The organism is Alteromonas sp. ABH4_457 (assembly GCF_056160625.1).
On record NZ_JBSWXN010000011.1, the window covers coordinates 49,350 to 72,320 of the forward strand.

Genomic DNA, 22,971 nt, shown 5'->3' on the forward strand with positions numbered 1-22,971 from the left:
ACCTGAGCAAGGTGCGCGACATTCGTGCACAGTGACGTCTTATCAGGCATAATTAGCCAGAGAAACAGACAACACAGGCAAAATACACCCGATGCAGACGTTAACTATCCGCACCCCCGATGACTGGCACTTACATTTCCGCGACGGCGATATGCTGGGCGAGACCGTACCGGCAACAGCCCGTTGCTTCGCCAGAGCGATTGTCATGCCGAATCTGGTTCCGCCGGTCACCAATGCTGAAATGGCAACTGCGTATAAGCAGCGTATTGAAGCAGCGCGACCTGCGGGTAGTCAGTTTGAGCCGTTAATGACGCTCTATCTGACCAATCAGACGACTGCTGAAGATATTGCAGCGGCAAAAGCAGCCGGGGTTGTTGCCTGCAAATTATATCCGGCGGGTGCAACGACTAACTCTGATGCAGCCGTTTCTGCCATTGAAGCACTTTATCCAGTGTTCGAAGCCATGCAGGCACACGGTCTTTTACTGTTGATCCACGGCGAAGTCACGGAAAATCACATCGATATTTTCGACCGTGAAAAAGTGTTTATCGATACCCACCTGCGTCCTATTGTTGCAGCTTTTCCTGAACTGAAGATTGTATTTGAGCACATCACCACGGCCGATGCCGCTGAGTTCGTGATGCAGGCCAGTGATAATGTGGCTGCGACCATTACGCCCCAACACCTTCTGCTGAACCGTAATGATTTACTGGTTGGCGGTGTACGTCCCCATAACTATTGTTTACCGGTACTGAAACGCAATACTCACCAGAAGGCGTTACAGGAAGCGGTAGCCACCGGCTCGCCTAAATTTTTTCTGGGCACAGATTCTGCGCCTCATGCCCGACATCGTAAAGAAAATGCCTGCGGTTGTGCCGGTTGTTACAGCGCCTGGAGTGCTATTGAGCTTTATGCAGAAATATTTGATGAGCTGAATATTCTGGATAAATTTGAAGGCTTTGCCAGTCTTCACGGTGCAAACTTCTATGGTTTGCCGTTAAATGAAGGCACCATCACGCTGGTTAATTCTCCGTGGCAGGTGCCTGAAGTGGTTACATTACCGGACGGCACTGAAATGGTACCGTTTCATGCAGGGAAGACACTTAAATGGAAGCTGGAGCAGTCTCTTTCTTAAGATGGCTCACCGGCGGTCTGAGTCTTCTGGCCAGCGTTCTCTTTTCTGTTAACGCTGAGCCCTTGTCGGTTATTGTCAGTCCTGTGCCTGTGTTTTCTGAGGAAACGCAGGATGGCGAATTACGCGGGTATACGGTCAATCTTATCCGCGGAGTGTTGTCAGAAGCCGGGCTGGAAGACAGTATCAGACCGGAACCTTTTGCCCGCATGCTGGCGGATTTGAAAAAGAATCCGCATCAGTTGGGGGCCTCGGTAGTACGCACTCCGCAAAGAGAATCCCAATATCACTGGATCATGCCGGTAACGGCAACGCCCAATCAACTGTACATTAAAAAAGAAAGTGTTTTTGCCCGGTCAGGGGTATCGTCGCTGAACCAGCTTTCTTCCATTGCAGTTATGCGCGATGACTACCGTCATAAGTTGCTCAGACAAGCCAATGTGTCCGGCGTACTGGCGGTGAATTCCTGGGAACAGGCTATCGGCACATTGCTAAGAGACCGGGTTGAAGGTGTGCTTTTTTCTTCAGCCGGCGTCCGTCTGGTGTGCGCGCAAGCCCTGATGGATTGCGATGAACTTATCCCGGCTTACACCACCGGCACCCCTGTCAGTTACCTGGTTCTGCCGAAGACAGAGGGCAGTGATGCGCTGGCTTTGACCCTCACGCAGGCGGCAGAACGGTTCAGGCAAACCCCGGCATTTCGCCAGCTCGTCGATGAGGTGCAGGATGAATTCACGGCTTTCGGTCTCATCGCCCGTACCGATGATGGTGTGTTGTATTTGTCAGACTCCCGGAGTATCGACAAAGCAGAGCATATCTGGGTGTTAGGGGAGCTCTCCGGTGATTTCGCGAAACTAAATTCGCGGCAGGAACTAGTGGGATATAGTGCTGATTTAGTGCGCGCTTTGTTACTTGAAGCCCATGTCGATGCCCCCTTGCTGGCAGTGCCCTGGCAGCGGTTAATGCGGGAATCACTGCAAAAGCCCAATGTGCTGGCATTTACCGTGGCCAGAACCCCGGAGCGTGAAGAGCTCTTCCACTGGATAACGCCGGTAACCCGCAATAGTTACGGACTATTCGGGCTGGACGACGAAACCTGGGAGAATATAGACGATATTCCGGAAGGTAAGGTCACAGGAACAATCAAACGTGACTTTCGCAGCGATATAGCCCGTAAAGCGGGACTGCCTGTGGTGGAGTTCGATTCATGGGGAGAAGTGGTTGAAGCTCTGCATCAGGGAGATATTGACCTGGCATTTGCATCGCCCGGCGCCATGGACCACGGATGCAGGCAAAGTGCAGCCGGTTGTAAGAACATACAATTAGCTACCCGTCACAGTGAAGTGACTACCTGGGTGGTATTGTCGAAATCCGGAACAGATCCGATGCTGGTAGAAAAATTCACAGAAGCTGCCAGCCGGTTAAAACAATCAGAGAAATATTTGCAGTGGGCTGAGCGCTGGGCGAGAGACATTAACCAGCGCAGTAATACCCGCTATTCGGTCAGGGATGGCATCATATATTTATATAGTATCGATAAGACACAATGACACAATTTTCAGAATTACACGCAATTTCCACCCCGCTTCAGGACGCTCTGGGCCGGCTTGGATTCCCGTCAATGACACCGGTTCAGGCCGGTACGCTGCCGCAGGCGCTGGAAGGCCGCGATATCATGGCTCAGGGGCAAACCGGCAGTGGCAAAACTGTTGCTTTTGCGGTGGCAACACTTAACCGGGTTGAAGTCACGGAATTTACTACTCAGGTTGTGGTGCTGTGTCCCACACGGGAACTGGCTGCACAGGTGGCTGAGCAATACCGTGCAGTGGGGCAGTGTATGTCGAATCTGAAGGTGCTTACATTGTGCGGCGGTGAGCCCATGGGTCCGCAAATTCAGTCTCTGAAACATGGCGCTCATGTGATAGTGGGTACGCCGGGCCGTATCCTTGATCACTTACAGAAAAACCGGATTGATTTGAGCGGCGTGACATCGCGGGTGCTGGATGAAGCTGACCGCATGCTCGACATGGGCTTTGCAGACGATGTAGATCAAATTTTTTCCTACACCGCTGAGCAGGTGCAGACATTACTCTTTTCTGCTACCTGGACCGACGGTATCAAACGGATGGCGAATAAATATCTCGCTGATCCGCTCACCTTCACTGCTAAGGCTGATGTGGTAGCGAATCCGGATATTGAGCAACAGGCGTATTCGGTAGAAGAGCATACCCGTCTCAATGCCTTAAAAGCCGTGCTGACCACCATTCAGCCAACCAAAGCGATTTTGTTCTGTAATACCCGTAAACGGGTGACCGAAGTGGTGGATGAGCTGACTGCTGCCGGATTTTCCGTAGCCGGTTTGCAGGGGGAAATGGAACAACGTGAGCGTACCGACGTACTGGCCCGTTTCGCTGCTGAAGCGTTGTCAGTGCTGGTGGGAACGGACGTTGCTGCCCGTGGTCTGGATATCAAGGAAGTCGACTGTGTGATTAACGTGGATGTCAGCGAAGATGCAGATACCCATACACACCGTGTAGGGCGAACCGGCCGGGCCGGAGCGAAAGGTCTGGCGGTCACACTGGTCAGTGAGCGCGAGAAGGATCACTTCGAAAAGATTGAAGCATTCGCGGAAATGAAAATTCCTCTGAAAGGCTCACAGAGCCTCCGTTTTCATGCAAACCGTATCACCAGCCCTGTATATGTTTGTCTGCATGTGAATGCAGGTAAAAAAGAAAAATTACGTCCCGGTGACTTCCTTGGCTCGCTGGTGAAAGACGCAGATATTGCTGCTGATGATATTGGTAAGATTCAGGTGCAGAACTCTCAGAGCTTCGTCTCGGTGAAAGAGCGCAGTGCGAAGCGTGCATTAAAACTGTTCCGGGAAGGGAAGATTAAAGGCAAGCGTGTGCGTGCCCGCAAACTGGGTTAAGAAGACGGTAAACTACACAATGATTCGCTTATGGCGGACATTCACCGCTTTTGGCAGCGGTTATTTTTCAGCCTGATATAGTGGGGAGCGCAACTCACCACTCAGGCTGAAAAGGAGGCTCCATGTACGATGAGTTTTTATCCGTTTCTGTGTGCGATTATGCAGATGCATTGCCGCGTAGTCAGTTCATACATTACGACATCCATTCACTGTGGCAACCCGTACCACGTATTGCCGGGCCGGCCTTTACGGTTAAGTGTGAACCCGGCGACCATCTTATGCTTCATGCCGCAATATACCGTGCAAACCCGGGCGATATCATCGTTGCACAGGCCGATGATATGTACGCGCTGGCTGGCGGGAACGTGTGTGCTATAGCGCAGCAGCGGGGTGTTGCCGGATTTATTATCGACGGTGTAATCCGTGATGTGCAGGAAGTGCGGGAGATGGAATTTCCTGTTTTTGCCAGAGGCGTATGTCCGAAACCCGGCGCGAAGAAGGTATTATCTCCCCTTAATCAGCCGGTTGAATGCGGTGGGGTTACTGTGAACCCGGGCGACATCATTGTTGCAGACGAAGAGGGGATCGCGGTTATTCCTCTGGCTGATGCAGCAAGTGTTCTGGATATCGCTAAAAAGAGAAATGAAAAGGATTCATCAGTGTCATTAGCACAATGGCAGGATGATCATCTTGAAAAAGTGGAATCCATCCTCACTAAGCTAGGGTTTAAAGAATAAGCCGGACCCTCACATGTTTTCATTTTTTGAACGGCTGACCAGGCCGTTCCCTGACGAAGCCCCGACCCAACCACCAGAGGGGCTCGTTGCTTTTTGTCGTCATTATTCACGGGGAATGTGGCGCATTATTGCTGTTGTATCCTTATTGAGTGCAATTATTGCTGCGCTGGAAGTAGCATTGTTCGGCTTTCTGGGTCAACTGGTAGACTGGTTTTCAGCCCATGACCGTGACACATTCCTGCAGGACGAAATGTGGACCCTGGCGGGAATGGGGTTTGTGGTTCTGGTATTAATCCCGGGCTGTATTTTGTTGCGTTCTCTGTTCAACAGGCAATCGCTGATGGGAAACTATCCCATGCGGATCCGCTGGCAGGCCCACCGTTATCTGCTGGGACAGAGTTTAAGTTTCTTTCATAATGAATTTGCCGGCCGTGTCGCCACAAAGGTGATGCAAACGTCACTGGCTGTCCGTGAAACCGTAATGAAACTGCTGGATCTGATGGTGTACATCTGTGTGTACTTCATATCAATGGTGGTACTGGTTTTCTCAACGGACTGGCGTCTGGCTATGCCACTCATCATCTGGTTCTTCGTTTACATTGGTATTTTGCGCATTCTGGTACCGAAGCTGAAAGCGGTATCGCAAGCTCAGGCAGATGCAAGAGCCGTAATGACCGGGCGTATCGTCGATAGTTATACCAACATCACTACCGTAAAACTGTTCTCTCACAGCCGCAGAGAAGCGGATTACGCGAAAGAAAGTATGGATGGTTTCCTGCAAACGGTTTATCCGCAAATGCGACTGGTCACCATTCTGGAAAACTGTGTGGAACTGGCTAATGCCATACTCATCTTTGCTATCGGCGCACTGTCTGTGTACCTGTGGATGCACGAAATTGTGTCACCGGGAGATATCGCTGTGGCCATCAGTCTGGTACTGCGCTTAAACGGCATGTCTCACTGGGTTATGTGGGAAGTGTCATCGCTGTTTGAGAATCTCGGTACGGTACAGGACGGAATGAATACGCTGGCGAAGCCCGTTGAGGTGAAAGATTCCGGGGATGCAGACGCACTTGCCGTGAAAGGAGGCGCTATCCGTTTTGATAACGTGAACTTCTCCTATACCGGTAGTGATAACCGTAACATTAACGTGTTTAATCAACTGGATATTGCCATCAAGCCGGGTGAAAAGGTTGGTCTGGTAGGGCGTTCAGGGGCCGGAAAATCAACCCTTGTTAATCTGCTTATGCGTTTTTACGATACCAATAGTGGTGAAATTCGCATTGACGGACAACCGGTAAAGTCTGTTTCCCAGGAGACGTTAAGAGAAAAAATCAGCATGGTGACCCAGGATACATCTCTGATGCACCGTTCTGTACGGGATAACATCATCTACGGGCGTACTGACGCCACAGAAGAAGAAATGATAGAAGCGGCGAAGCAAGCTGAAGCCCATGACTTCATTCTTTCCTTATCCGACAGTGAAGGGCGAACCGGTTATGACGCCCACGTGGGTGAACGGGGCGTGAAACTTTCCGGCGGTCAAAGACAGCGTATCGCCATTGCCCGTGTACTACTAAAAGATGCGCCCATTCTGATCCTTGATGAAGCGACCTCGGCGCTGGATTCTGAAGTTGAAGCAGCGATTCAGGATTGCCTTAATTCAGTGATGGACAATAAAACCGTACTGGCAATTGCCCACCGGCTGTCTACCATTGCACAAATGGACCGGCTGCTGGTGCTGGACAGGGGAGAAATTGTGGAGTCGGGTACACACAGTGAGCTTGTTGCCCGTAACGGCATTTATGCGAAACTCTGGGCACACCAAACCGGCGGCTTTATCGGTGTGGAATAGGATAAAGAGACGGATTGAAACCATACCGGAGAGGCCGAATAAGGCGCCCCGGTGAAAGAAGATAAGTGGCCTTGTGATTCAAAACTGGCTGCACCAGAGGGATTTTGATGACAGCCAGTGTTGTATCTGTAGCGAGGATGGGTATAATACGCGTCCCTCCCTTGCGAATCCGCGATTTTCCTTAAAGAAACGCCTCAGAATTCACAAGGGTAGTGCAACTGAAATTTGTCCGTACAGACAACAGGGGTGTAGTTCGAATTGGTAGAACAGCGGTCTCCAAAACCGATGGTTGGGGGTTCGAGTCCCTCCACCCCTGCCAGAATTAAAATGCTATAGCGAACGTTGTAGCGACTGACGACGCAGTATTGCTAGGATCGTGAAATGAGCGAAAAAACGGAAAGTACGTCCAATCCGTTGGACATGATGAAATGGTTAGTGATCTTTGCATTACTGGCCGGTTTGATTGCTGCAAACCACATGTTCGGTGAGGTTTCAGTGTTGGTACGTGCGCTTGTCGCCGTTGCAGTCGTTGCTGTAGCCGGCTTTATTGCGGCCACGACTGAAAAGGGCAGTGCGTTTCTGACATTTGCCAAAGAATCCCGCATGGAAGTGCGTAAAGTTATCTGGCCAACCCGTCAGGAAACTAACCAGACAACACTAATCGTAATGGCTGCGACGTTAATCATGGCACTGCTGCTGTGGGGCCTTGACGGCATTATCGTACGTTTAGTTGCCTTCATCACCGGAATTGGAGTGTAAGATGTCTGAAGAGAATCAAACACCAGAAGAAAATCAGGCAGCATCAGAAAGCGCTGCACCAGAAAATAAAAAGCGCTGGTATGTTGTTCAGGCTTATTCGCAGTACGAATCCCGCGTAAAGAAAACGCTGCTTGAATACATCAAAATGCACGAAATGGAAAAGTTCTTTGGTCAGGTACTGGTACCTACTGAAGAAGTGGTTGAAATGCGTGCTGGTCAGAAACGTAAGTCAGAGCGTAAGTTCTATCCTGGCTACGTGCTGGTAGAAATGGAAATGAACGAACAGTCATGGCACTTAGTGAAGAGCGTACCTCGTGTACTGGGCTTCATCGGTGGCACCTCTGACCGTCCTATGCCTATCACTAAGCGTGAAGCAGATGCGATTCTGAACCGTCTGGAAGAAAATACAGACAAGCCAAGACCAAAAACTCTGTTCGAACCGGGCGAAGTGGTTCGTGTTACCGACGGTCCTTTTGCAGACTTCAACGGCGTTGTCGAAGAAGTGGATTACGAAAAGAGCCGCGTAAAAGTATCGGTTCTGATCTTCGGCCGTTCTACCCCTGTCGACCTGGAATTTGGTCAGGTAGAAAAAGGTTAATCGCACATAGCGTATTTGAAAAAACCTGCTCCGGCAGGTTTTTCTGTTTTATGAGAACCCTGTTTCAGGATTTCTCAAACTTAAGGTTGCATAAGTCGACTATTTGTTGTACATTACGCGCCCTTCGAAACCGAACGGGAAGCCGATTGAGTAAATATTCTCGAGTATTTACGAGGCGTTATACCCACTAACGAGAGCATTAAAATGGCTAAGAAAGTAACTGGCTTAATTAAGCTTCAGGTTGCAGCAGGTGCTGCTAACCCTTCTCCACCAGTTGGTCCTGCTCTGGGTCAGCATGGTGTGAACATCATGGAATTCTGTAAGGCTTTCAACGCAAAAACTGAAAGTCTTGAGAAAGGCGCTCCGGTACCAGTAGAAATTACTGTATACGAAGACCGTTCTTTCACATTCGAAACCAAAACTCCTCCTGCGTCTTACCTGCTTAAAAAAGCAGCTGGCATCAAGAGTGGTTCTGGCCGTCCTAACACTGAGAAAGTTGGTACAGTTACCCGCGCTCAATTGGAAGAAATTGCCAAGACTAAAGAGCCTGATCTGACTGCTGCTTCTCTGGACGCTGCTGTACGCACTATCGCGGGTTCTGCTCGCGCCATGGGTCTGAACGTAGAGGGTTAATCGAATGGCTAAACTGACTAAACGCGCTCGCCTGATCCGCGAGAAAGTAGACGCGACTAAAGATTACGATATCAACGAAGCTGTTGCTCTGCTGAAAGAACTGGCTACTGCTAAGTTCGCAGAAAGCGTAGACGTTGCTATCAACCTGGGTATCGATGCGAAGAAATCTGATCAGAACGTACGTGGTGCAACTGTACTGCCTAACGGTACTGGTAAAGATGTTCGTGTTGCAGTATTCACTCAGGGTGCAAACGCTGAAGCTGCTAAAGAAGCAGGTGCGGACATCGTAGGTATGGACGACCTGGCTGAGAAAGTTAAAGCGGGTGAGATGGACTTTGACGTAGTGGTTGCCAGCCCTGACGCAATGCGCGTTGTTGGTCAACTGGGTCAAATCTTAGGTCCACGTGGCCTGATGCCTAACCCTAAAACTGGCACTGTAACGCCTGACGTTGCAACTGCAGTTAAGAACGCTAAAGCTGGTCAGGTTCGCTACCGTAACGATAAGAACGGTATCATCCACGCCAGCATCGGCAAAATTGCTTTCGAAGCTAACCAGATTCAAGAGAACCTGGAAGCCCTTCTGGAAGCACTGAAGAAAGCTAAGCCTTCTTCAGCTAAAGGCCTGTACATCAAGAAGGTAAGCCTGAGCACCACTATGGGCGCTGGCGTATCTGTTGATAAAGGTACAGTAGGTCTGTAAGACTTTTTACAGATGGCATAGCCCGTCTGTCTCTTAAAGGTTATGGGTTGGAGCTGTTGTATATCGCCAAAAGCGAATAACGATAGCTCCCGTCCAAGACCGCAGGCGCTAAGCGGCAAAAGAGGTAAGAGAACTTTTGCACCAACGCTTAACTTAATACAACAGCCTGCGCAGACGGTGGTTTCGACTCAGACTCTCTGGGATAACGAACACCGTAGAGCGGTACAGCTACTTTGAGTAGATGTATCAATCTGTGAACACTGATGAACGGGAAGGGTAACCGGAACGGACATCAGATTTTATGAGGTGAACTCAGTGGCACTAGGTTTAGCAGCAAAAAAAGAGATCGTAGCAGAAGTTTCTGAAGTTGCGTCTCGCGCTCTATCCGTAGCCGTTGCTGAATACCGTGGGATGGAAGTTGCAGAACTGACTGACCTGCGTGTTAAAGCCCGTGAGCAAGGCGTATACCTGAAGGTTGTACGTAATACTCTGGCTAAGCGTGCATTGGCAGACAGCAATTTTGCAGACTTAGAAAGCGCCTTAACTGGCCCGCTTATCTATGGTTTCTCTATCGACGCACCAGGCGGTGCGGCACGTCTTTTCAAAGACTTCGGTAAGACTAACGATAAGCTGAAAGTTACTGCACTTTCAATTGGTAGTGGTTTACTTGGTCCAGAGAAACTGGATGCAGTAGCAGCCCTGCCTACCCGCGACGAAGCGCTTGCAAGACTTCTTGCGACCTTCAAAGCACCAGTTGGCAAGTTCGTTCAAACTATCAACGAAGTTCCTGCCAAATTTGTGCGTGTATTGGCGGCGGTCAAAGACACCAAGTAATTGGCGTTTTTGGCATATTGATTTTTTTAACTATTTAATCCCGGGAGTTTAGAGAAATGGCTCTGACTAAAGAAGATATCTTAAACGCGATCGCTGAAATGCCAGTAATGGAACTGGTTGAACTGATCGAAGCAGCTGAAGAAAAATTCAACGTATCTGCGGCTGCTGTTGCAGTTGCTGGTCCTGCTGCAGGCGGCGAAGCTGCTGCTGTTGAAGAAAAGACTGAATTCGACGTTGTAATGACTTCATTCGGTGGCAACAAAGTTGCAGTTATCAAAGCAGTTCGCGGCGCGACTGGCTTAGGTCTGAAAGAAGCTAAAGAACTGGTAGAATCAGCTCCTAAAGCTATCAAAGAAGGCGTAGCTAAAGATGAAGCTGAAGCACTGAAGAAAGAGCTTGAAGAAGCTGGTGCAGAAGTAGAAATCAAGTAATCTAATTTGCTTAGATTACCTGCCTGAAACGGCAAGGCTGGTGGTTAATATTGACCACCAGCCTTTTTGCGCTGTAGGGTGTACAGTTTTTAACCCTTTACTGTATCCATCAAAAGCACATCGGAAATTAAATAAATGAGCAGAAAACCAAAGTCTTAACTAACTATTTGGTTAAATTTTGGTGTATGCTATTTAATTACCCCGAAAAAGGGTCGTGGAAGTTTGTTGTTTGACTAGTTCAGACAGCAGGTTGGGTCAAAAATCAGCAGGCTGAGGAACCCATGGTTTACTCTTATAGCGAAAAGAAACGTATCCGTAAGGATTTTGGCAAACACCCACAGGTATTGGAAATTCCATACCTCCTTTCAATTCAGCTAGATTCATTCAAAAAATTTATTGAAATCGATGCAGATGGTCAGTACGGACTGGAAGCTGCTTTCCGTTCTGTCTTCCCAATTAAGAGCTACTCTGGCAGTTCAGAGCTGCAGTATGTGAGCTATCGTCTGGGCGAACCGGTTTTCGATGTTAAAGAATGTCAAATTCGAGGCGTCACGTATTCAGCCCCATTAAGAGTAAAACTTCGTTTAGTGTTGTTCGATAAAGATGCTGCGCCGGGTACGGTTAAAGACATCAAAGAGCAAGAAGTGTACATGGGCGAAATTCCATTGATGACAGAGAACGGTACGTTCGTCATCAACGGTACTGAGCGTGTAATCGTTTCTCAGTTACACCGTTCACCCGGTGTGTTCTATGATCACGATAAAGGGAAGACTCACTCTTCCGGTAAGGTACTGTATAACGCACGTGTTATCCCTTACCGTGGTTCGTGGTTAGACTTTGAATTCGATCCTAAAGATAACCTGTTCGTTCGTATTGACCGTCGCCGTAAGTTGCCTGCAACGATTATCTTACGTGCGCTGGAAATGACGACAGAAGAAATTCTGGATCTGTTCTTCGATAAAGTACAAATCCGCATTCAGGACAATAAGCTTCTGATGGAAGTTGTGCCTGATCGTCTGCGTGGTGAAACTGCACAGTTTGATATTAAAGACAACGAAGGCGAAGTCATCGTTGAAACCGGTCGTCGTGTATCTGCACGTCACACCCGTGCGCTTGAAAAAGCGGGTATCACTGAGTTAGAAGTACCTGCAGAATACCTCATCGGTCGTGTATTCGCGCGTACTTACGTGAACGAAGAAACTGGCGAAGTACTGGTTAATGCGAACGATGAAGTAACACTGGAATTGATGGCTGAGTTAAGCCAGGCCGGTGTTAAAGAGTTTGAAACTCTGTATATCAACGAACTGGATCACGGTTCATACATCTCAGATACACTGCGTATCGACAGCTCAACAAATCGCCTCGAAGCACTGGTAGAAATCTACCGGATGATGCGTCCTGGTGAACCACCAACTAAAGATGCTGCTGAAACGCTGTTTGACAATCTGTTCTTCTCTGAAGATCGCTATGACTTGTCATCTGTTGGCCGTATGAAGTTCAACCGTCGTTTAGGTCGTGAAGAACTGGTTGGTTCTGGTACGCTGGACAAAGACGATATCGTTTCTGTAATGAAGCAACTTATCCTTATCCGTGACGGTAAGGACGAAGTGGATGATATCGACCACCTGGGTAACCGTCGTATCCGTTCTGTTGGCGAAATGGCCGAGAACCAGTTCCGTGTAGGTCTGGTACGTGTTGAGCGTGCGGTTAAAGAGCGTCTGTCTCTGGGCGACCTCGACAACGTAATGCCACAGGATCTGATCAACGCGAAGCCTATTTCTGCAGCAGTTAAAGAGTTCTTCGGTTCTTCTCAGCTGTCTCAGTTCATGGACCAGAACAACCCGCTGTCAGAAGTAACGCACAAGCGTCGTATTTCTGCATTAGGTCCGGGTGGTCTGACACGTGAACGTGCAGGCTTTGAGGTTCGTGACGTTCACCCGACACACTACGGTCGCCTGTGTCCAATCGAAACCCCTGAAGGTCCCAACATCGGTCTGATTAACTCATTGGCGAGCTTTTCTCGTACCAATGACTTTGGTTTCCTGGAAACACCGTTCCGTCGTATTATTGATGGTGTTATCAGTGACGAAATCGACTATTTGTCGGCCATCGAAGAAGGTCAGTTCAAGATCGCACAGGCAAACGTTGCAGTTGATGAAAACGGCGCACTGATTGATGACCTGATCCCTTCACGTCACCGTGGTGAAACCACGCTGATGCCAAAAGAAGAAATCAAGTACATGGACGTGTCGCCTCAACAGATCGTTTCTGTTGCTGCCAGCATTATCCCGTTCCTGGAACACGATGACGCTAACCGTGCATTGATGGGTGCGAACATGCAACGTCAGGCAGTACCTACACTGCGTGCTGATAAGCCGCTGGTTGGTACTGGTATGGAGAAAACCGTTGCGGTTGACTCTGGTGTAACTGTTGTTGCTAAACGTGGTGGTATGGTTGATTACGTAGATGCGAGCCGCATCGTAATCAAAGTAGATGAAGACGAGATGCTTCCGGGTGAAGCGGGTATCGATATCTACAACCTGACGAAATACACCCGTTCTAACCAGAACACCTGTATCAACCAGAGACCTACCTGTAACGTTGGTGACCCGATTGTTGCTGGTGACGTACTGGCCGACGGTCCGTCTACAGACCTGGGTGAACTGGCGCTTGGTCAGAACATGCGGATCGCGTTCATGCCGTGGAATGGTTACAACTTCGAAGACTCGATTCTGATCTCAGAGCGTGTCGCACAGGAAGACCGTTTCACCACTATCCACATTCAGGAACTGAGCTGTATCGCCCGTGATACTAAGCTTGGGCCAGAAGAGATTTCTTCTGATATTCCTAACGTGGGTGAAGCTGCACTGGGCAAGCTGGATGAATCCGGCGTTGTTTACATCGGTGCGGAAGTGAAAGGCGGCGATATTCTGGTTGGTAAAGTAACGCCTAAAGGCGAAACGCAACTGACGCCAGAAGAGAAACTGCTACGTGCTATCTTCGGTGAAAAAGCATCTGACGTAAAAGACACGTCTCTGCGTGTACCTAACTCTGTTCACGGTACTGTTATCGACGTACAAGTCTTTACCCGTGACGGTGTTGAAAAAGATAAGCGTGCACTGGAAATTGAAGACATGCAGTTACGTCAGGTTAAGAAAGACCTGTCTGACGAATTCAATATCCTGGCCGACGGTATCTTTGCCCGTGCACGTAACTTGCTGATCAACGCAGGCGTTGATGAAGCGAAGTTAGACAGCATGCCTCGTGAAAAATGGTTAGAGATCCCTCTGACTAACGAAGATGCACAGAACGAACTGGATCAAATCGCTGAACAGCACATTGAAATCAAATCTGATTTCGATAAGAAGTTCGAGAACAAGCGTCGCAAGATCACCCAGGGTGATGACCTTGCTCCGGGCGTGCTGAAGATTGTTAAGGTTTACCTTGCGGTTAAACGTCACATCCAGCCTGGTGATAAGATGGCTGGTCGTCACGGTAACAAAGGTGTTATCTCAACAGTAATCCCTGTAGAAGATATGCCTTACGATGTTAACGGTACGCCGGTAGACATCGTACTTAACCCGCTGGGTGTACCATCGCGTATGAACATCGGTCAGATCCTCGAGACCCACTTAGGTATGGCGGCTCACGGTCTGGGTGTGAAGATTGATCGCATGATCAAAGAACAGGAAGAACTGGCTAAGCTGCGTGAGTTCCTGAAAGAAGTTTACACCTTAGGTGAGAATCACCAGGAAGTAGACATCGACAGCTTCACCGATGACGAAGTACGTCGCCTGGCAGAAAACCTGCGTAAAGGTGTTCCTGTTGCGACACCAGTATTCTCTGGTGCGAAAGAAGCAGAAATTAAAGCAATGTTGAAACTGGCTGACCTGCCAGAAAGCGGACAGATTCAATTGTTCGACGGCCGTACCGGTCGCGAATTCGAACGTCCGGTAACGGTAGGTTACATGTACATGCTGAAACTGAACCACTTAGTAGACGACAAGATGCACGCCCGTTCTACCGGTTCTTACAGCCTGGTTACACAGCAGCCTCTGGGTGGTAAAGCACAGTTCGGTGGTCAGCGCTTCGGTGAGATGGAAGTGTGGGCACTGGAAGCATACGGTGCTGCTTACACACTGCAGGAAATGCTGACTGTTAAGTCGGATGACGTTAACGGCCGTACCAAAATGTACAAGAACATTGTTGATGGCGATCACAGAATGGAGCCTGGCATGCCAGAATCCTTCAACGTATTGCTTAAAGAAATTCGTTCACTCGGTATCAACATCGAGCTGGAAGAAAAGTAATACGGCTAACGCCATTGTATGATTTGATGGCCCGGTTCGCCGGGCTATAGAGACTGACTCCGCCGGGAGAGTAATGTGAAAGACTTATTAAAGTTTCTAAAGCAACAAAACAAGACAGAAGAATTCGATAATATTCGAATTGGTCTGTCATCACCTGACATGATTCGTTCATGGTCATTTGGTGAAGTTAAGAAGCCTGAAACCATCAACTACCGTACGTTCAAGCCTGAGCGTGATGGTCTGTTCTGTGCGCGTATTTTCGGACCTGTAAAAGACTACGAATGTCTTTGCGGTAAGTATAAGCGTCTGAAGCACCGTGGTGTTATCTGTGAAAAGTGTGGCGTTGAAGTGACATTGACCAAAGTACGTCGTGAGCGTATGGGTCACATCGAACTGGCCAGCCCGGTTGCCCACATCTGGTTCCTGAAATCACTGCCGTCACGTATCGGTCTGATGCTGGATATGACTCTGCGTGATATCGAACGTGTACTGTATTTCGAATCTTATGTTGTTACCGAACCTGGTATGACAACGTTAGAGCGCAGCCAGCTTCTGAACGAAGAAGAATATCTGGATGCTCTTGAAGAGCACGGTGACGAGTTCGAAGCGAAAATGGGTGCTGAAGCCGTTTTCGATCTGTTGAAAGTCCTCGACGTAGATGCAGATGTTGCTGCAATGCGTGAAGAGTTGCCTTCAATCAACTCTGAAACTAAGCGTAAGAAAATCACTAAGCGTCTGAAGCTGCTTGAGTCATTCCAGCAGTCTGGTAACAAGCCAGAGTGGATGATCATGACTGTACTGCCAGTTCTGCCACCGGACCTGCGTCCTCTGGTACCACTGGACGGCGGTCGTTTTGCGACTTCTGACCTGAACGATCTGTATCGTCGTGTTATCAACCGTAACAACCGTCTGAAGCGTCTGTTGGATCTGGCTGCGCCGGATATCATCGTACGTAACGAAAAGCGTATGCTTCAGGAAGCGGTAGATGCGCTGCTTGATAACGGTCGTCGCGGTCGTGCAATTACCGGTTCTAACAAACGTCCTCTGAAATCTCTTGCCGACATGATTAAAGGTAAGCAGGGTCGTTTCCGTCAGAACCTGCTCGGTAAGCGTGTTGACTACTCAGGCCGTTCTGTAATCACCGTTGGTCCTACACTGCGTCTGCACCAGTGTGGTCTGCCTAAGAAAATGGCACTTGAACTGTTCAAGCCATTCATCTACGGCAAACTGGAAGGCCGTGGTCTGGCGACTACCATCAAAGCTGCTAAGAAGCTGGTAGAGCGTGAAGCACCGGAAGTATGGGACGTTCTGGATGAAGTCATCCGCGAACACCCTGTGTTACTTAACCGTGCACCAACACTGCACAGACTGGGTATCCAGGCGTTCGAACCTACCCTGATCGAAGGTAAAGCGATTCAACTGCACCCACTGGTGTGTGCGGCATATAACGCTGACTTCGACGGTGACCAGATGGCGGTTCACGTACCTCTGACTATTGAAGCACAGTTAGAAGCACGCGCCCTGATGATGTCTACCAACAACATCCTGTCTCCTGCGAACGGTGAGCCAATCATCGTACCTTCACAGGACGTTGTATTGGGTCTGTACTATCTGACCCGTGACAAAGTAAACGGCCGCGGCGAAGGCATGGTATTCACCAGCCCGCACGAAGCTGAAAAAGCGTACCGTACCGATGCGGCAGAACTGCATGCACGCGTAAAAGTACGTATTACTGAATATGACATTGCTGAAGACGGCACCAAAACTGAGAAAGTAACATTAACTGACACTACTGTTGGTCGTGCGATTTTCTCTCTGATCCTGCCTAAGGGTTTGCCGTTTGAAATTATCAACCAGGCAATGGGTAAAAAGCAGATCTCTAAACTGCTTAACGAGTGTTACCGTACGCTGGGTCTGAAAGACACTGTTATTGCAGCTGACCAAATCATGTATACCGGTTTCCACTACGCGATGATCGCGGGTGCGTCTGTAGGTATCGACGATATGGTTATTCCTGATGCGAAGAAAGATATCATCGAAGGCGCTGAAGCCGAGGTTATCGAAATTCAGGAACAGTTCCAGAACGGTCTTGTAACAGCCGGTGAGCGTTACAACAAAGTTATCGATATCTGGTCGAACGCCAACGAAAAAGTTGCCCGTGCGATGATGGATAACCTGAAAACGGACACCGTTATTAACCGTGACGGCGAAGAAGAAGAGCAGGCATCATTTAACTCTGTTTACATGATGGCCGACTCCGGTGCTCGTGGTAGTGCCGCTCAGATTCGTCAGCTTGCTGGTATGCGTGGTCTGATGGCTAAGCCGGATGGCTCAATCATCGAAACACCTATCACGGCTAACTTCCGTGAAGGTCTGAACGTACTACAGTACTTCATCTCAACTCACGGTGCCCGTAAGGGTCTTGCCGATACGGCACTGAAAACTGCGAACTCCGGTTACCTGACTCGTCGTCTGGTAGATGTTGCACAGGATTTGGTTATCACCAATGACGACTGTGGCACGTTTGAAGGCGTGAAGATGACACCACTGATTGAAGGTGGTGACGTTGTAGAGCCGCTGCGTGAGCGTGTACTGGGTCGTGTGGTAGCAGAAGACGTAATCAAGCCGGGTACTGACGAAGTGCTGGTTGAACGTAACACGCTGCTGGACGAAGCGCTGGTAGACATGCTGGAACAGAATTCTGTTGACCAGATGATGGTTCGCTCGGTTATCACTTGTGACAACGACTTCGGTGTTTGTGCTAAGTGTTACGGTCGCGACCTTGCCCGTGGCCACATGGTGGCTAAAGGTGAATCTGTTGGTGTTATCGCTGCTCAGTCAATCGGTGAGCCGGGTACACAGCTTACCATGCGTACATTCCACATCGGTGGTGCGGCATCAAGAGCGTCAGCAGAAAACAGCGTGCAGGTTAAAACTGCAGGTAGCCTGAAAATGCATAACGCTAAGTTCGTTCGTAATACCGACGACAAAGTGGTTATCGTTTCACGTTCAACCGAGCTGACTGTTATCGACAGCCATGGTCGTGAGAAAGAGCGTTATAAGGTGCCTTACGGTGCAATCCTGTCTGTTGATGATGGTGCTGCTGTTGAAGCCGGCGAAATAGTTGCGAACTGGGATCCGCATAGTCACCCAATCATTGTTGAGCGTCCGTCTAAGATCTCGTTTGCAGATATCGACGACTCCAACACTGAGATGCAGCAGGACGAGCTGACCGGTCTGACCCGTATTGTGGTTAAAGACCTGGCTAAGGTTAACGCCAAAGAGCCTAAGCTTATTCTTGAAAGCGAAGAAACGGGTCTGCAGGAAATTCGTCTGCCAAGCTTCACCACTATCGAAGCGGCAGATGGCAAACTGGCTCATGCCGGTGACGTGTTAGCACGTATCCCGCAGGAAAGCTCGAAGACACGTGATATCACCGGTGGTCTGCCACGGGTTGCTGACCTGTTCGAAGCGCGTAAGCCGAAAGAACCTGCAATCCTGGCTGAAATCTCCGGTACCATTGGTTTCGGTAAAGAAACCAAAGGTAAGAAACGTCTGGTTATCACACCGAAAGACGGTGCCGATGCTTACGAAGAGATGATTCCTAAGTGGCGTCAGCTGAACGTGTTCGAAGGTGAATCTGTAGAGCGCGGTGAAGTTCTGGCCGATGGTCCTGAGTCTCCACACGATATCCTGCGTCTGCGTGGTATCAGTGCGGTTTCTAACTACATCGTGAACGAAGTTCAGGAAGTTTACCGTCTGCAGGGTGTAAAAATTAACGATAAGCACATCGAGGTGGTAATCCGTCAGATGCTGCGTAAGTGTATTATTACTGCTGCCGGCGATACTCAGTTCCTGGAAGGCGAACAGGTTGAAGTGGCTCACGTTAAGATCGCGAACCGTGAAATGGAAAAAGCCGGTAAACTGCCTGCACTGTATGAAACACAGTTGCTGGGTATTACTAAGGCGTCACTGTCTACAGAGTCATTCATCTCTGCAGCATCGTTCCAGGAAACTACACGCGTACTGACAGAAGCCGCGGTACAGGGCAAAGAAGACGATTTACGTGGTCTGAAAGAAAACGTAATTGTTGGTCGTCTGATCCCTGCCGGTACCGGTTTCGCATACCACGAGCGTCGTATGCAGAAACGTGCTGAAGCCATTGAAGAGATGTCTGTATCTGCTGCTGAAGCAGAACAGGCACTGACTGAAGCATTAAATGCTGAAGTGAGTGGTGGAGACGCATCAGACGAGTAAGACTTGTCACTGAACGGTGGATATTTCGCCGTTCAGTGCATTCAGGGTATGCAAACGTGAATAATCGCCTGGTTATCCTTTGTACACCTTGACACTGGCTTATGAGATCATTAGAATTCCGCGACCCAATTTCTGGTAAGTCCGCTTAATTTAGCGAAGACATACTGAAACAGGGCCGCGGTTTTTTTGTTTTCGGGGCGGGTAAATGTAGAGCACGTTTACAACAAGCTTCAGATTCAATAAGCCGTTTAACAGACCCGACCATGGATCGGGTTTTCATTTTTTACTAACAGGAGCTAGTTAATGGCAACAGTTAACCAGTTAGTGCGTAAGCCACGTCGTCAGCCAGTTGCAAAAAGCAACGTAGCTGCACTGCAAGCTTGCCCACAACGTCGTGGTGTATGTACTCGTGTATATACCACTACGCCTAAGAAACCAAACTCTGCACTGCGTAAAGTATGTCGTGTACGTTTAACTAACGGTTTCGAAGTGTCTTCATACATCGGTGGTGAAGGCCACAACCTGCAAGAGCACAGCGTTGTTCTTATCCGTGGTGGTCGTGTTAAAGACTTACCAGGTGTTCGTTATCACACTGTTCGCGGTACTCTGGACTGCGCAGGCGTTAACGATCGTCGTCAAGCCCGTTCTAAGTACGGTGCGAAGCGGCCTAAATCTTAACGGTTCTCCGTTAGTAAGGCCAAACTGAAGTAATCAGAGTTTTGGGATTTCCCTGAATTCATACGGAGAATTGTAAAATGCCAAGAAGAAGAGTCGTAGGTCAACGTAAAATCCTACCAGAACCAAAATTTGGTTCACAACTGCTTGCTAAATTCATGAATGTCGTAATGCTCGACGGCAAGAAATCAGTTGCTGAAAAGATTGTTTACGGTGCGCTTGATATTGTTGCTGAAAAAACCGGCAAAGCACACTTAGACGTGTTCGAAGACGCTCTGGACAACATCCGTCCTACAGTGGAAGTTAAATCACGCCGTGTGGGTGGTTCTACTTACCAGGTTCCTGTAGAAGTTCGTCCTGTTCGTCGTAACGCGCTGGGTATGCGTTGGATGGTAGAAGCGGCACGTAAACGTGGCGAAAAGTCCATGGCACAACGCCTTGCAGCTGAAATGTTAGATGCAGCAGACAACAAAGGTTCTGCGGTTAAGAAACGTGAAGACGTTCACCGTATGGCCGAAGCGAACAAAGCGTTCGCACATTACCGTTGGTAATCAACGTTTAAACTGAGAGAGACGTATGCCTCGTAAGACCCCAATTGAACGTTATCGTAATATTGGTATTGTCGCTCATGTAGATGCGGGTAAAACCACCACTACTGAGCGTGTCCTGTTCTATACAGGGTTATCACACAAAATCGGCGAAGTGCATGATGGCGCAGCCACCATGGACTGGATGGAGCAAGAGCAGGAGCGTGGTATCACGATCACTTCTGCTGCTACCACGTGCTTCTGGTCTGGAATGCAGCAGCAGTACGATCAACACCGTATCAACATCATTGATACGCCGGGACACGTTGACTTCACCATTGAAGTTGAACGTTCTCTGCGTGTTCTTGATGGTGCGGTGGTTGTATTTTGTGGGTCTTCCGGGGTAGAGCCTCAATCAGAAACAGTCTGGCGTCAGGCTGATAAATATCGTGTACCGCGCATGGTTTTCGTCAATAAGATGGACCGTGCCGGTGCCGATTTTGAACGTGTTGTGGGTCAGATCCGCAAACGTTTGGGCGCAACCTGTGTACCGATTCAACTGAATATTGGTGCAGAGGAAGAATTCCGTGGCGTCATCGATTTAATCAAGATGAAAGCCATCAACTGGAATGCTGAAGACATGGGTATGACTTTTACCTATGAAGACATTCCGGCTGAACTGGTTGCTAAAGCAGAAAAATACCGCACAGAGATGATCGAAGCGGCTGCAGAGGCTTCCGAAGAGCTGATGGAAAAGTACCTGGAAGGCGAAGAGCTGACCGAAGAGGAAATCCGTCAGGGTCTGCGTACCCGCGTACTGAACAACGAAATTGTTTTGGCAACCTGTGGTAGCGCATTTAAGAACAAAGGTGTTCAGGCTGTGCTGGATGCCGTTATTGAGTATTTGCCTGCACCAGTCGACATTCCTTCTATTAAAGGTGTGTTAGACGACGGCGAAGAAACTGAAGCAGAGCGCCATGCTGACGACAGCGAACCGTTTTCTGCTCTGGCATTCAAAATTGCCACAGACCCGTTCGTGGGTACCCTCACGTTCTTCCGTTGCTATTCCGGCGTGGTTAATACAGGCGATACCGTCTATAACCCTGTGAAGCAAAAACGTGAGCGTTTTGGTCGTATCGTGCAGATGCACGCTAAAGACCGTGAAGAATTAAAAGAAGTTCGTGCCGGCGACATTGCCGCAGCTATCGGACTGAAAGACGTGACCACCGGTGACACCTTGTGTGATCCGAATCATGTTATTACACTTGAGCGTATGGAATTCCCTGATCCGGTAATCTCCATCGCCGTAGAGCCAAAATCTCAGGCAGACCAGGAAAAAATGGGTCTTGCTCTGGGTAAACTGGCTGCAGAAGACCCGTCGTTTAAAGTACATACTGATGACGAAACTGGACAAACAATCATTTCCGGTATGGGTGAACTGCACCTCGATATTATTGTCGACCGTATGAAGCGCGAATTTAAGGTTGAATGTAACGTAGGTAAACCACAGGTTGCTTATCGTGAGACTATTCGCAGCAAGGTCGAAGCGGAAGGAAAGTTTGTCCGTCAGTCAGGCGGACGTGGACAATTTGGTCACGTCTGGCTACGTATCGAGCCACAGGAAGAAGGTGCAGGCTACGAATTCGTGAACGAAATCGTGGGCGGTGTTGTACCAAAAGAATTCATTCCTGCGGTAGACAAAGGAATTCAGGAGCAGCTGCAAAATGGTGTGCTGGCAGGGTATCCTGTACTTGATGTAAAGGTTACACTGTTCGACGGTTCATATCATGATGTTGACTCTTCTGAAATGGCGTTTAAGATCGCCGGCTCTATGGGTTTCAAGAAAGGTTGTGCTGAGGCAAATCCAGTATTGCTCGAACCCACTATGAAAGTTGAAGTAACAACTCCAGAAGATTGGATGGGTGATGTTGTAGGCGATCTGAATCGTCGTCGCGGCATGATCGAAGGTATGGAAGACGGTGTAGGCGGGATCAAGATTGTTCGCGCGAAAGTACCGCTTTCAGAAATGTTTGGGTATGCGACTGACTTGCGTTCACAAACGCAGGGTCGTGCGTCATACTCTATGGAGTTCTTCAATTACTCTGAAGCGCCTAGCAATGTTGCAAAAGCGATTATCGAATCAAGAAACTAAATCTTAATGAAGGTTCGGTCCGGTCTGTATTGGGTCGGACTTTTAACTTAGGAAACGAGAAAAATGGCAAAAGAAAAGTTTGAACGTACGAAACCCCACGTAAACGTGGGTACAATCGGCCACGTTGACCACGGTAAAACCACTCTGACCGCAGCAATCACTACTGTACTGTCTAAGACTTACGGCGGTTCTGCTCAGGCTTTCGATCAAATCGATAACGCGCCTGAAGAAAAAGCTCGTGGTATCACCATCTCTACTTCACACGTAGAATATGACACGCCTACCCGCCACTACGCGCACGTAGACTGTCCTGGACACGCCGATTACGTTAAAAACATGATTACTGGTGCAGCTCAGATGGACGGCGGTATCCTGGTAGTTGCTGCGACTGATGGTCCTATGCCACAGACTCGTGAGCACATCCTGCTGGGTCGTCAGGTTG

The 22,971-nt window shown here is 49.0% G+C and carries 17 protein-coding genes and 1 tRNA gene; all 18 read left to right on the forward strand.

Features of this window, described 5'->3' with window-relative positions; all coding sequences use genetic code 11:
* Window positions 1–91: 91 nt before the first annotated feature.
* On the forward strand, window positions 92–1,135 hold the full coding sequence (pyrC, locus tag ACXAGR_RS23580) for a dihydroorotase (protein WP_119502625.1): 1,044 nt from the start codon (window positions 92–94) through the stop codon (window positions 1,133–1,135).
* A complete protein-coding gene (locus ACXAGR_RS23585; protein ID WP_474852886.1) occupies window positions 1,108–2,682 on the forward strand; it encodes a substrate-binding periplasmic protein in 1,575 nt (524 codons plus the stop codon). The genes pyrC and ACXAGR_RS23585 overlap by 28 nt, the downstream gene beginning before the upstream one ends.
* Window positions 2,679–4,061, forward strand: coding sequence for an ATP-dependent RNA helicase DbpA (dbpA, locus tag ACXAGR_RS23590; protein WP_474852888.1), 1,383 nt, complete (start codon window positions 2,679–2,681; stop codon window positions 4,059–4,061). Before ACXAGR_RS23585 ends, dbpA begins: the two co-directional genes overlap by 4 nt.
* Before the next feature lie 122 nt (window positions 4,062–4,183).
* Window positions 4,184–4,798 (forward strand): RraA family protein, encoded by a 615-nt coding sequence (locus ACXAGR_RS23595; protein ID WP_119502622.1) that lies wholly within the window; start codon window positions 4,184–4,186, stop codon window positions 4,796–4,798.
* A gap of 13 nt (window positions 4,799–4,811) precedes the next feature.
* Window positions 4,812–6,653 carry an ABC transporter ATP-binding protein gene (locus ACXAGR_RS23600; RefSeq protein ID WP_474852891.1) on the forward strand — a complete coding sequence of 614 codons (1,842 nt, stop codon included), beginning with the start codon at window positions 4,812–4,814 and terminating at the stop codon, window positions 6,651–6,653.
* Window positions 6,654–6,895: 242 nt separating this feature from the next.
* Window positions 6,896–6,972 (forward strand) — tRNA-Trp (locus ACXAGR_RS23605).
* Between the two features lie 62 nt (window positions 6,973–7,034).
* The gene (gene secE / locus ACXAGR_RS23610; protein ID WP_119502620.1) at window positions 7,035–7,412 is read left to right on the forward strand and encodes a preprotein translocase subunit SecE; all 378 of its coding nucleotides are present in this window, start codon (window positions 7,035–7,037) and stop codon (window positions 7,410–7,412) included.
* 1 nt (window position 7,413) lies between these two features.
* On the forward strand, window positions 7,414–8,010 hold the full coding sequence (gene nusG, locus ACXAGR_RS23615; protein WP_119502619.1) for a transcription termination/antitermination protein NusG: 597 nt from the start codon (window positions 7,414–7,416) through the stop codon (window positions 8,008–8,010).
* A gap of 204 nt (window positions 8,011–8,214) precedes the next feature.
* Window positions 8,215–8,643: a 50S ribosomal protein L11 gene (gene rplK / locus ACXAGR_RS23620; protein ID WP_070123202.1), complete on the forward strand. Its 429-nt coding sequence runs from the start codon at window positions 8,215–8,217 to the stop codon at window positions 8,641–8,643.
* Window positions 8,644–8,647: 4 nt separating this feature from the next.
* Window positions 8,648–9,343, forward strand: coding sequence for a 50S ribosomal protein L1 (gene rplA / locus ACXAGR_RS23625; protein ID WP_119502618.1), 696 nt, complete (start codon window positions 8,648–8,650; stop codon window positions 9,341–9,343).
* 315 nt (window positions 9,344–9,658) lie between these two features.
* Window positions 9,659–10,177 (forward strand): 50S ribosomal protein L10, encoded by a 519-nt coding sequence (gene rplJ / locus ACXAGR_RS23630; protein ID WP_474846215.1) that lies wholly within the window; start codon window positions 9,659–9,661, stop codon window positions 10,175–10,177.
* Window positions 10,178–10,233: 56 nt separating this feature from the next.
* Window positions 10,234–10,608, forward strand: coding sequence for a 50S ribosomal protein L7/L12 (rplL, locus tag ACXAGR_RS23635; protein ID WP_474846213.1), 375 nt, complete (start codon window positions 10,234–10,236; stop codon window positions 10,606–10,608).
* A 281-nt stretch (window positions 10,609–10,889) separates the two neighbouring features.
* A complete protein-coding gene (gene rpoB, locus ACXAGR_RS23640; RefSeq protein ID WP_474846211.1) occupies window positions 10,890–14,918 on the forward strand; it encodes a DNA-directed RNA polymerase subunit beta in 4,029 nt (1,342 codons plus the stop codon).
* Between the two features lie 75 nt (window positions 14,919–14,993).
* A complete protein-coding gene (rpoC, locus tag ACXAGR_RS23645) occupies window positions 14,994–19,175 on the forward strand; it encodes a DNA-directed RNA polymerase subunit beta' (RefSeq protein WP_119502614.1) in 4,182 nt (1,393 codons plus the stop codon).
* Between the two features lie 303 nt (window positions 19,176–19,478).
* Complete coding sequence (rpsL, locus tag ACXAGR_RS23650; protein WP_070123207.1) at window positions 19,479–19,853, forward strand: 30S ribosomal protein S12; 375 nt, start codon at window positions 19,479–19,481, stop codon at window positions 19,851–19,853.
* A 77-nt stretch (window positions 19,854–19,930) separates the two neighbouring features.
* On the forward strand, window positions 19,931–20,401 hold the full coding sequence (rpsG, locus tag ACXAGR_RS23655) for a 30S ribosomal protein S7 (protein WP_070123208.1): 471 nt from the start codon (window positions 19,931–19,933) through the stop codon (window positions 20,399–20,401).
* A 25-nt stretch (window positions 20,402–20,426) separates the two neighbouring features.
* A complete protein-coding gene (gene fusA / locus ACXAGR_RS23660; RefSeq protein WP_474852893.1) occupies window positions 20,427–22,529 on the forward strand; it encodes an elongation factor G in 2,103 nt (700 codons plus the stop codon).
* A gap of 63 nt (window positions 22,530–22,592) precedes the next feature.
* Window positions 22,593–22,971, forward strand: a 379-nt coding sequence (locus tag ACXAGR_RS23665) for a GTP-binding protein (protein WP_474852895.1), incomplete at its 3' end; no start/stop codon positions are given.

Excerpts from the sequence above, each read along its gene's own strand:
- rpsL (WP_070123207.1), top strand. The coding sequence starts at position 19,479 with ATGGCAACAGTTAACCAGTTAGTGCGTAAGCCACGTCGTCAGCCAGTT.
- fusA (WP_474852893.1), top strand. The coding sequence starts at position 20,427 with ATGCCTCGTAAGACCCCAATTGAACGTTATCGTAATATTGGTATTGTC.
- rpoB (WP_474846211.1), top strand. The coding sequence starts at position 10,890 with ATGGTTTACTCTTATAGCGAAAAGAAACGTATCCGTAAGGATTTTGGC.
- rplA (WP_119502618.1), top strand. The coding sequence starts at position 8,648 with ATGGCTAAACTGACTAAACGCGCTCGCCTGATCCGCGAGAAAGTAGAC.
- dbpA (WP_474852888.1), top strand. The coding sequence starts at position 2,679 with ATGACACAATTTTCAGAATTACACGCAATTTCCACCCCGCTTCAGGAC.
- ACXAGR_RS23595 (WP_119502622.1), top strand. The coding sequence starts at position 4,184 with ATGTACGATGAGTTTTTATCCGTTTCTGTGTGCGATTATGCAGATGCA.
- rplL (WP_474846213.1), top strand. The coding sequence starts at position 10,234 with ATGGCTCTGACTAAAGAAGATATCTTAAACGCGATCGCTGAAATGCCA.
- nusG (WP_119502619.1), top strand. The coding sequence starts at position 7,414 with ATGTCTGAAGAGAATCAAACACCAGAAGAAAATCAGGCAGCATCAGAA.
- rpsG (WP_070123208.1), top strand. The coding sequence starts at position 19,931 with ATGCCAAGAAGAAGAGTCGTAGGTCAACGTAAAATCCTACCAGAACCA.
- rplK (WP_070123202.1), top strand. The coding sequence starts at position 8,215 with ATGGCTAAGAAAGTAACTGGCTTAATTAAGCTTCAGGTTGCAGCAGGT.
- ACXAGR_RS23585 (WP_474852886.1), top strand. The coding sequence starts at position 1,108 with ATGGAAGCTGGAGCAGTCTCTTTCTTAAGATGGCTCACCGGCGGTCTG.
- ACXAGR_RS23600 (WP_474852891.1), top strand. The coding sequence starts at position 4,812 with ATGTTTTCATTTTTTGAACGGCTGACCAGGCCGTTCCCTGACGAAGCC.
- pyrC (WP_119502625.1), top strand. The coding sequence starts at position 92 with ATGCAGACGTTAACTATCCGCACCCCCGATGACTGGCACTTACATTTC.
- secE (WP_119502620.1), top strand. The coding sequence starts at position 7,035 with ATGAGCGAAAAAACGGAAAGTACGTCCAATCCGTTGGACATGATGAAA.